Source organism: Paenibacillus camelliae, from assembly GCF_023715345.1.
GTDB lineage: Bacteria > Bacillota > Bacilli > Paenibacillales > Paenibacillaceae > Pristimantibacillus > Pristimantibacillus camelliae.
Genome location: NZ_JAMBNY010000021.1, coordinates 55,268 through 65,515 on the forward strand (window position 1 = coordinate 55,268; position 10,248 = coordinate 65,515).

A 10,248-nucleotide genomic window follows, 5' to 3' on the forward strand; every position below is an offset into this window, starting at 1 on the left:
GAGGCCGAGCATGAAGAGATATTCGCGGCAAATGCTTTTCCAGCCCATTGGAGAAGCAGGGCAGAAGAAGCTGCAGCAAAGTTCAGTTTGTATTATCGGTATGGGCGCACTAGGTACAGTATTAGCTAGTCATATGGTTCGAGCTGGTGTTGGCTTAGTACGGATGGTAGACCGAGATTATGTGGAGCTCAGTAATCTGCAACGTCAAATGCTGTTCGACGAGGATGATGTAAGAGATAGTCTGCCGAAGGTAATCGCAGCTGAGAACAAGCTTCGTAAGGTGAATTCCTCTGTTCAGCTTGAGGCGATTGTTGCGGATGTATCCCTGAATAATATCGATGCACTGCTGCAAGGAGTAGATCTAGTGCTCGATGCAACGGATAATTTTGCTACTCGCTACTTGCTTAATGATGCATGCTGGCAAAGGAATATTCCGTTTGTGTACGGTGGCGCGGTAAGCTCTCGCGGGATGAGCGGCATATTTATTCCCGGCCAAACGCCCTGCTTACGCTGCTTTATTCAGTCAGCAGACAGCACGGGGCAGACCTGCGATACGGTCGGCGTAATTGCGCCAGTCGTGGATATCGTCGCCTCCTATCAGGCAGTAGAAGCATTAAAGTTTCTTGTCGGTGCAGAGAAGCAGCATAGAGAAAGCTTGGTTACTTTTGATATATGGCATAACCAGTATTTCGAGCTGAAATACAATGCGCCACGACCAGACTGCCCTTGCTGTGGAACGAAGCAGTACCCTGCACTACAAGAGGAACAGCAGCTGGTCGTTACACTATGCGGCAGAGAGACGGTACAGTTTGTTAGTCGCGAAGAGCTGAATCTTAAGCAATGGAAGGAACGTCTTGAGGGTATAGCTACAGCGGTAAGATTCAATCCTTATTTACTCAAGGTAGAGCTTCCAGAAGGAGAGCGTCTCGTTATCTTCGCTGACGGGCGTGTGCTCGTACAGGGTACGGAGGATCTCGTTCGCGCGAAGACGATCTATGCTAGATATATCGGTATGTAATCACTTGGAGGTGTAAAGCGATGAAGGATTTTAAGTTATACGCGATTACAGGTGAGCAGTTTCATCCTGGGAAGGATATGCTCGACGTAATGGAGCAGGCGATATTAGGCGGCGTTGATATTATTCAGCTGCGAGATAAATCGGGAGATATAGAGGCCATACGCAAAAAAGCAGTCGCACTGCGCCAATTAACTGCTAAGTACGGCGTAACATATATCGTTAACGATTATATCGATATCGCGCTAGAGGTTGATGCAGACGGGGTACATCTTGGGCAGGGCGACGTCCCGCTCGCCGAAGCAAGACGCAGAATGGGAAAGAAAATTATAGGCATCTCAACACATGCAATCGAGGAAGCGATTCAAGCGGAGCGTGATGGAGCGGACTATATCGGGGTTGGACCAATTTATCCTACGAAGACGAAGGAGGATGTGGTCGATCCTGTAACGGTTTCATACGTGAAGGAGGTTGCGAGTACGATTAAAATCCCGTTCGTGGCGATAGGCGGTATTAAGCTGCATAACGTAGATGAGGTCATTAAAGCTGGTGCCACGCGGATATGTGCAGTTAGTGAAATTGTCGGCAGTGATGATATTCAGCGTACCTGCCGTGAATTTTTAAGCAAGCTGGAGAAAGCGAGGGCTATACATGGAATTGATCATTAATGGGAAAGTACAGCAGCTTGAAGCGAAGACGATTAAAGATGTTGTCGAGCACTTTGGACTTTCAAGTAAGCCCATTGTCGTAGAGGCGGATGGTGTAGTGCTCGTATCTGAGCAATGGGTGGATACTGCCGTCAAGCCAGGCATGAAGATTGAGCTTGTTCATTTTGTTGGAGGGGGCTGAGGAGCTTGACGATGGATACATGGAAAATAGGTAACCGAACTTTACATTCAAGATTTTTCATCGGAACGGGGTTATTCCCGAATCCTTATGTACAGCAGGAGGCGATTCGGGCTTCAGGAGCTGAGGTGCTTACCTTCGCTATTCGTCGCATTAATCTGGAGCAGACCGAGGATGATTCGATACTGCAGCATATCGAGCCAGAGCAATTTCAGTTTTTGCCGAACACTTCCGGTGCTCGCACAGCAGAAGAAGCGGTGCGAATCGCTCGTCTAGCTCGTGCATCAGGATTAAGTGATTGGATTAAGGTTGAAATAAGCGCGAATGAGCGAACGCTGCTGCCCGATGCGCTGGAGACATTGAAGGCAACGGAGATTTTAGTGAAGGAAGGATTTACGGTGCTGCCTTACATATCGGACGATCCGATTATGTGTAAGCGGCTTGAAGAAGCGGGAGCAGCCGCTGTGATGCCCGGGGCATCACCGATTGGAACAGGTCTAGGCATACTTAATCCTTATCATCTTGGTCTTATTGTAGAGGAAGCGAAGGTGCCGGTAATCGTCGATGCAGGGCTCGGCACAGCGAGCGATGTGGTGCAGGCGATGGAGCTAGGAGTCTCTGGTGTGTTGATGAATACGCCAGTCGCTAAGGCTCGTGATCCGATCAAGATGGCACAGGCGATGCGGGTAGCGATCGAGGCGGGACGACTTGCTTATCTGGCAGGAAGAATTCCGAAGAAAAAATATGCATCGGCGAGCAGCGGGCTAGAAGCTTTTAAGCTGAGCTAACTAGCGCGTCAACCTAATTAGCGGAACGAAGTCAGCAGGAAAGTTGGTTATACGATGAAGGAATCGATTATGGTCATAGGTGGAGGCGTCATCGGGTTATCCTGTGCACTTGAGCTGCGCCAACGGGGATATGAGGTGACCGTACTAGAGCGTAACGAGTGTGGCGGGCAAGCATCTGGCGCAGCGGCTGGCATGCTAGCACCTTACTCGGAAAACGTTGAAAGCCCTGATGAGTTTTTTCAATTATGTCTACAAAGCCTGCAGCTATATCCGCATTGGCAGGAAGAGGTAAAGCGAATATCCCAGATGTCATTTGAATATACGAGCTCAGGCAGTCTTTATGTCGTGTATCACGAGGCAGATCTGCTTGCTTTAGAGGGACGCTTACACTGGCAGCGTCAGTATGGCTCAACGGGGGCTATTATTGACGGTGAGGAGTTGTTTCGACTGGAGCCGTTGCTGTCTCCAGAGGTGCGTGCTGCCTTGTATACGCCAGAGGAGAGCCATCTGTACGCCCCAGATTATGTTCGTGCACTAGAGCAAGCGTGCCGCAACGCAGGCGTTCATATTTATGACCGACTCGGGCAAGTGGATTTGCTGCAATGGGACAGCGAAGTTAAGGTGAGTACGGAGAATGGGCAGCATTTCCAGAGCGATCAATTGCTTATATGCTCTGGGGCTTGGGCGCAGCAAACGACGGAAGTGCTAGGCTTAGCTTTTCCAATCTACCCTATTCGCGGGCAAATATGCGCTTATGATAGGAAGGCTCATCCGATACAGCATATGGTGTTTTCTAGTCAAGGGTACCTGGTTGGTAAAGAAAATGGATCACTCGTATGCGGTGCCTCGGAGGATATCGCGGGCTTTTCCACCGAGGTAACGGAGCGAGGCATCGAACGTCTTAAGCGCTGGAATAAAAAAGTGTTTCCGAAGCTTGATGACATGCAGCCGTTTCATAGGTGGGCTGGGCTAAGGCCATCTACGCAGGACGGGATGCCGTTGATCGGCAGACTAAGTGGGGAGAGATCGCGTATTATCCTTGCTGCTGGACATTATCGAAACGGTATATTGCTGAGCCCTGCTACAGCGAAGCTAGCAGCTGATATCGTAGAGAAGAAGGATATAGCAGCTTATAATCTGGCCTTCTCACCAGAGAGATTTGTTGGATTGGGTTTATAGCTATATGGAAGAGCTGAGCGTTAGGGGGAGGTTAATCGGATGAATAACATCGGAAGAGTGAAGCAGCTGAACACGACAATTAACAGTAAAGCAGGCGCACGATCGATTCAGGTGCCAAGAGCATTAACGATTGCTGGCTCAGATAGTGGGGGTGGTGCTGGTATTCAAGCTGACCTGAAGACCTTTCAAGAGCTGGGCGTATATGGGATGTCTGCGATTACAGCATTAACCGCTCAGAATACAACCGGAGTTCAGGCTGTTTATCCAACGACTCCAGAGGCAGTGGTTATGCAAATCCGTTCAATTGGTAGTGATATTGGAGTAGATGCGCTAAAAACAGGAATGCTGTTCAGTGCTGAAATTATTATAGAGGTAGCAGAGGTTATTCAGGAATTTGGATGGACTAATGTTGTTGTCGATCCTGTCATGATCGCAAAGGGAGGATCGGTGCTGCTGCAGCAGTCAGCCATTCACGCACTCATCACGAAGCTTCTGCCATTAACTGAGGTAGTTACACCTAACATTCCTGAAGCAGAGCATCTGACAGGCATGAGCATCAAGAGCGCATCACAGAAACGTGAAGCGGCACGCAAGCTTGCTGAATATGGCGCACGCCACGTCATCATTAAGGGTGGTCATGATGATGATGAGCTGACTGCGAGCGATCTATGGTACGATGGCCGTAACTTTACTGAACTAGAGGGCAAACGGATTGATACGGTGCACACGCATGGAACAGGATGCACCTTTTCTGCCGCCTTAACGTCAGGTTTAGCTGCTGGGTTAGAGGTTGGGGCAGCTTTGCAGCAGGCGAAGGCTTTTATACAAGCGGCCATTGAAGAAGGGATAGCGATAGGTCATGGCCGTGGGCCGACGAATCACTGGGCCTATCAACAACGCAAGCAGCAGGTAGCTAGTGTGTAAGAGCTGCAGCTAGATCCTTACACAAACAACATACTAGATCATGACTTAACCGATCACATAACGCGATAACAGGACGTAAGAAGAATGACGATAAGATTTATCGTGACGGTAAGACATTGAAAGGTTCAGTACGATCATCATTTCAATTGCAAATTAACAGCTAACAGCTCTTGTCCACTAGATATGATGTGGAGCAAGGGCTGTTCTTATGCTGTGTATTAAACGACAAATGACATAGTCTCACTCCAATTGTTCACCGTTATGTTGAAGCTGTTGAGATGATGAGTATGGTAAAATAGTTGGTAATATTGCTAACTAGTACAAAGGTGGCAGATAGCTTATGACGACGTTATATAGTGTGCTTGTGTTTGTACATATCGTTTCAGCCATACTTGGTATGGGGCCTGGGTTTATATTGACATTCATCGTATCGAAGGCCAACACGATGAGCGAGTTAAGACATGCGTTTTATATACGACATCGCGTCCATATACTCGTTATGATTGGTGGAACATCATTACTACTTACAGGATTATGCATGGGAATGATACGTCCGTATTTGTTTACAGGTGGATGGTATATTACGAGCTTAGCCCTGTTTATCATTGCTTTATCGTTAGGGCCATTGGTGCTTTCACCTCGTTCACGTCCGATCAAGCGATTATTGGCAGAGCATAAAGGAGAAGAGATACCTGAGGAGTATTATACCTTGTCTAAGAAGCTTTTCTTTTTCGAGCATATAGAAAATATTATTTTCATGACCATCATTGTATTAATGATTACGAAGCCCTTCTAAGGTAGCTTTAGAGTCAGCCCTAGAGGAGGAAATCGTGAGTCGTTTGAAAATCTTTACTCTAGTCCATGCTATGCATATAACCTTGAAGGAGGAACAAGCTGCATGGATATAGTATGCCCTTATAGCTGGAGTGAGGATCCTGCCCCTGTAGATGCAGAAAATTGTGACGATTGCGGACTCTTGCAGCATCGAACACGTATAATCTGGGGAGAAGGTAATCCTAAGGCATCGATTATGATTATATTAGATAATCCTGGGGCAAGAGAAGATCGAGAAGGAAGTCCCTATGTGTGCGGAACGAGGCAAGCGCTGCAGCAAGCCGCTTATACTGTTGGCTTCCAAGAAGAGGACCTTTATATAACTTATATTTTGAAGCGTAGACCTGTTAAAGCCTACGATAAGTTGCGCACACGTGAGATTTGTATGAAGCATTTACATCAGCAGATCGATACAATATCGCCTCAATTGATCTTTTGTCTAGGTAACGTTGCCGTAAGCAGTTATTTTGGAGATGCTGATGCAGAGGTTAAGAGCTTAAGACAAAAGTGGAGCTCACCTAGAGGCATAAAGACTGCAGTATCGTATCACCCGTTAGCCGTGCGGAGAAGGCCTAACTTAATGAGTTATTTTGTAGAGGATTGGACGTTTTTAAGGACGGCATATTTAAACTATGCTGGTAAGTGAGTTGGCAATGTCACAAAAGCCTATAGAGAAGAAAACGCAAGCTCCAGCGAAATTAGGGTTATCCCTCATTGCAGAAGCTTGCGCTTTTTATGTTGCGTTATATGCCCTAGCCATGAAATAACTAGTTGCCTGTGCCTAAGCAGCTATTACATGCCTTCTAAGAAGCGCTCGCACTCAAGTGCAGCCATACAGCCTGTACCTGCGGCAGTAATCGCTTGGCGATACGTAGAGTCTTGAACGTCTCCACAAGCGTAAACGCCCGGAATGTTCGTTTTCGTTGTGCCTGGCTCGACAAGGATATAGCCATTAGCATCTGTTTTAATCTGTCCATTAAGGAAGCCAGTATTCGGTGTATGACCGATAGCAACAAACACGCCATCTGTTTCTATCAATTCTTCTTCGCCCGTTTCATTGTTGCGTACTTTAATTCCTGTAACACCCATGCCATTAGCAAGGATTTCGATTGGCGTACGATTTAGTGCCCATTCGATTTTTTCGTTGGCACGCGCACGATCCTGCATAATTTTCGAAGCACGAAGCTCTGTACGACGGTTAATAATCGTCACCGTAGAAGCAAAGCGAGTTAGGAAGTTAGCTTCCTCCATTGCAGAGTCTCCACCACCGATTACAACGATCTTTTTACCGCGGAAGAAGAAGCCGTCACAGGTTGCGCAAGTACTAACTCCACGACCTACGTTCGTTTCTTCACCAGGAATTCCAAGGTATTTAGCAGAAGCTCCAGTAGAAATAATGACAGATTCAGCAACAATTTCGCCATGACCTTCGACATCAAGCACGAAAGGACGCTTGCTCATGTCCACGCTTTTAACAGAGCCTGTTTTGAATTCTGCACCGAAACGATCAGCTTGCTTGCGCATGTTAGACATTAGCTCAGAGCCCAAAATTCCATCTGGGAATCCAGGGAAGTTTTCAATTTCGGTTGTTGTAGTTAGCTGTCCACCTGGCTGCCAGCCTTCAATAACAAGAGGTGACATGTTCGCGCGCGCTAAATAAATTGCAGCAGTAAGACCTGCTGGGCCAGTACCTATAATAACTGTTTTATACACGATGATTTCCTCCGTTGTCTCTATAATCTAACTGTAATTAATATTTGCACAGTTGTTGTACATTTAAAGTATAATACACCGTAATGGATGTCAACACCGATTATGTAACTTTCACTTAATTTAAGATTAGATATTTTCGCCAAGACTATACATGAAAGGCAATAATGCTTAATTCGGTTACAGTGCCATTGTGCTTAGGAAAAAAGAACCAATTGCAAGATGGGTTTATTTTGAAATGGAGAACATTAACTATTTAGGTTAGAATAGAATGAGGCCTTATACTATAGATAAAGGCTGCTAGTTGAGTAAGGGTGGAGGCTGAGCAAAAAGTGTATTGTCATCACTGCGAAAGAAGCTTTGCTGAGGATGCTATATACTGTAGCCAATGCGGTAGAAAATTGCTTCAGCACAATATCACCAGGATCCAGAAGGTTGGGATATGGCCAGATGATGAAGTAGAGCATAGAGTTCATGATGCAGAGCTATCTGCAGATACTCATGCTAAGGCCAGTCGTTGGTTCCGGAAAAGATCTGTGTCAGCACGAGAAGAGAAGAGCAAGGGAAGCAATTTCGCAATAAAAACTACAGTAGCATTTATTATTTTATTTGTCATTATAATCGGTTTGTTATTTAACTATTATAAGTATGAAGTTTCTGTGAACGAGGAAGTACTAAGTCTTCAATCTAGGGCGAAAATCGAAGCTTTAGCAGGGAACTATGAACAATCGCTGGAGCTACTACAAGAAGCGATCACACTTAGACCTAATTTCAATGCTTTAATAGAGGATGAAAATATGGTCGTTCATGCGATGCGTATCAAACGAATGGGCGATGAGCTAGAACAAATCATCCAGCTTGGCAAGGAAATTGAGGCAGAGGATCAGCTTGAACAGCTGAGACAGGAGCTTAAAGGATATAAGGAACCTGTTTTCGATAAGCATCGGGAACGTCTAGAAGAGTTAAATATGAAATTCACAGTGTTAAGCCTATCGAATGAGCTTTCAAGAATTGGAACGATTGAGGATCTAGGCAATCTGCTCAACGTTGTGAATGGATTGATCGGTGAAGAAGCAACGAGCTTAAAGGAACAAATCATTGATCGCATTCGTACAACGGCAGCTGCTGAGGTGAATGCCTTGTTAGATCGCAAGCGGTTCACAGCAGCAATCTCAGTGACTGATGAGGCGCTGGCTTGGCTACAAGGAGATGAAGTGCTGCTAGAGCTGAAGCAGAGGGTGAAGCAGGGGCAAGCTGCATATGCATTGGCCGAAGAGCAGCGCATTCAACAAGCCATGGAGGAAGCAGCAGCGGAGGATTATATTAATCAGACGGCGGCCATTGAATTGATTGAATTTGAGAAGGTTATGAACGAGCTTGGCGATATCGTCATTATTGCTGATCTGAAGAACGTAGCAACACGCACCATATACGATATATCTATCACTTATCGTATCGTCGGTGCAGATGATGTAGTTATAAGCAGCGGGACAAGCAGTGTGACGCCTGACTACGTAGCCTCAGGTGAAGGAATGAGTTTTTCTATTACACTCCCGGAAGGCATAAGCTACGAGGAGGAACTAAGCTTAGACATTATAGAGGGCACTTGGCGTTTAGAGTAGAGAGTATAATCTAAATTATACAAACAAGGATAGAGAGTAAAGAAGCGATAGCTTGCAGGGGGAGAGGTATGAACTGGAGAGTAATATTGGTCATTCTCGGCGTCCTCCTAATGATAGGCGGAGGTTTAGTGGCTTATTTGGAATTGAAGGAAATGATTCCACGACAGCTCCATAGTGCACCGTTAATTGCAGTAGGTGAAAAAACGAAATCACTCAAGGATATTATATTTGAGACGCAGAAGCACGTCGTCATGATTGAAACCGACGCTGGCAACCAGGGTTCGGGCTTTCTATATAATGATCAAGGCGATCTCATTACAAATGCGCACGTCGTAACGGGCGTCAGACATGTTAGGGTGAAAACGGCTGATGCACGCGAGTTAGTCGGAGAAGTTATCGGTATTAGTACAGAGGTTGATGTTGCGGTTGTCAGAGTACCAGAGCTGGCGGGTAGTGATAGCTTGTCGCTAGTAAAGTATGAGAAGGCAAGCGTAGGCGATGAGGTGCTGTCCATCGGTAGCCCACTTGGCCTGCAAAACACAGTAACAACAGGCATCATTAGTGGCGTTGGACGGAGCTTGCAAATTTCCCCCTACACATACAGTGATCTGTATCAAATATCAACGCCGATTTCACATGGCAACAGTGGAGGGCCTCTCGTGGATACAGCGACGGGATTGGTTCTTGGTATCAATTCAGCAGGACTAGAAAATAGCTCGATCGGTTTTAGTATACCTATAGTAAATGTGCTGCCGCTCATTGAAGGGTGGACAAAAGAGCCTATGGCCATGCTGCCAGGCATATCCTTGAATGACGATGAGCAATCTCCAGTAGAAGAGAAGCAGCCGCTTGATCAGCTTGCTAGCTATCTCGTTAACCACTTTTATGATGCCATTAACATTAGGGATTACGTGTATGCCTATACTTTACTTGGAGTAGAATGGCAAGAAAGTACAAGCTACGTGAAATTTAGAGATGACTTTATTCATAAAAGAAATATATCGATTGATGACGAGCATATTTCACTTACCGAGGATGAAGCAATGGTGACGGTTATTATTTCTGCTGATGAGCGGAAAGACGGATCATACAACTTCATTAAACAGCAGGTTACGTTCCGTATAGGATACGAGGATGACCAATTAAAGTTGTTAAATAGCAAAAGTAAATATTTACAATAAAAAACAAGGGTGCAGTTTATTGTAAACTGGTACCCTTGTCAAGGACACTAAAAAAGAGTGAGCTAGGCCGTCTTCAAAAGATGATTCCTGTACTGAACAGGGGTCATCTTTTTTAATCCCCATTGATATCTGTAATGGTTGTAGTATTT

General features: G+C 45.8%; 12 protein-coding genes. 10 read left to right on the forward strand and 2 right to left on the reverse strand.

Features of this window, described 5'->3' with window-relative positions:
• The first annotated feature begins 10 nt into the window (after positions 1-10).
• The 8 genes from M3180_RS21135 to M3180_RS21170 all read left to right on the forward strand — a co-directional run bounded on the left by M3180_RS21135 (position 11) and on the right by M3180_RS21170 (position 6,232).
• The gene (locus tag M3180_RS21135; RefSeq protein ID WP_251671192.1) at positions 11-1,018 is read left to right on the forward strand and encodes a ThiF family adenylyltransferase; all 1,008 of its coding nucleotides are present in this window, start codon (positions 11-13) and stop codon (positions 1,016-1,018) included.
• Positions 1,019-1,038: 20 nt separating this feature from the next.
• Positions 1,039-1,683, forward strand: a complete 645-nt coding sequence (gene thiE, locus M3180_RS21140; RefSeq protein WP_251671194.1) for a thiamine phosphate synthase — start codon at positions 1,039-1,041, stop codon at positions 1,681-1,683.
• Positions 1,667-1,864 carry a sulfur carrier protein ThiS gene (gene thiS, locus M3180_RS21145; protein WP_251671196.1) on the forward strand — a complete coding sequence of 66 codons (198 nt, stop codon included), beginning with the start codon at positions 1,667-1,669 and terminating at the stop codon, positions 1,862-1,864. Before thiE ends, thiS begins: the two co-directional genes overlap by 17 nt.
• A gap of 11 nt (positions 1,865-1,875) precedes the next feature.
• Complete coding sequence (locus tag M3180_RS21150; RefSeq protein ID WP_251671198.1) at positions 1,876-2,649, forward strand: thiazole synthase; 774 nt, start codon at positions 1,876-1,878, stop codon at positions 2,647-2,649.
• A gap of 54 nt (positions 2,650-2,703) precedes the next feature.
• Entirely contained in the window at positions 2,704-3,828 is a 1,125-nt protein-coding gene (thiO, locus tag M3180_RS21155) for a glycine oxidase ThiO (protein WP_251671200.1), read from the forward strand.
• A 39-nt stretch (positions 3,829-3,867) separates the two neighbouring features.
• Entirely contained in the window at positions 3,868-4,752 is an 885-nt protein-coding gene (thiD, locus tag M3180_RS21160; RefSeq protein WP_251671202.1) for a bifunctional hydroxymethylpyrimidine kinase/phosphomethylpyrimidine kinase, read from the forward strand.
• A 340-nt stretch (positions 4,753-5,092) separates the two neighbouring features.
• A complete protein-coding gene (locus M3180_RS21165; RefSeq protein WP_251671204.1) occupies positions 5,093-5,548 on the forward strand; it encodes a DUF2269 domain-containing protein in 456 nt (151 codons plus the stop codon).
• Between the two features lie 102 nt (positions 5,549-5,650).
• Positions 5,651-6,232: a uracil-DNA glycosylase gene (locus M3180_RS21170; RefSeq protein ID WP_251671206.1), complete on the forward strand. Its 582-nt coding sequence runs from the start codon at positions 5,651-5,653 to the stop codon at positions 6,230-6,232.
• 146 nt (positions 6,233-6,378) lie between these two features.
• On the opposite strand, the gene trxB is transcribed toward M3180_RS21170, so the two are convergent.
• Complete coding sequence (gene trxB / locus M3180_RS21175; RefSeq protein WP_251671208.1) at positions 6,379-7,299, reverse strand: thioredoxin-disulfide reductase; 921 nt, start codon at positions 7,297-7,299, stop codon at positions 6,379-6,381.
• Positions 7,300-7,697: 398 nt separating this feature from the next.
• On the opposite strand from trxB, the gene M3180_RS21180 reads away from it, so the two are divergent.
• The gene (locus M3180_RS21180) at positions 7,698-8,918 is read left to right on the forward strand and encodes a DUF515 domain-containing protein (protein ID WP_251671210.1); all 1,221 of its coding nucleotides are present in this window, start codon (positions 7,698-7,700) and stop codon (positions 8,916-8,918) included.
• Positions 8,919-8,986: 68 nt separating this feature from the next.
• Positions 8,987-10,099: a S1C family serine protease gene (locus tag M3180_RS21185; protein ID WP_251671212.1), complete on the forward strand. Its 1,113-nt coding sequence runs from the start codon at positions 8,987-8,989 to the stop codon at positions 10,097-10,099.
• A gap of 62 nt (positions 10,100-10,161) precedes the next feature.
• On the opposite strand, the gene M3180_RS21190 is transcribed toward M3180_RS21185, so the two are convergent.
• Positions 10,162-10,248 (reverse strand): IS3 family transposase (locus M3180_RS21190; RefSeq protein WP_251669823.1); only part of this gene is annotated, 87 nt, incomplete at its 5' end.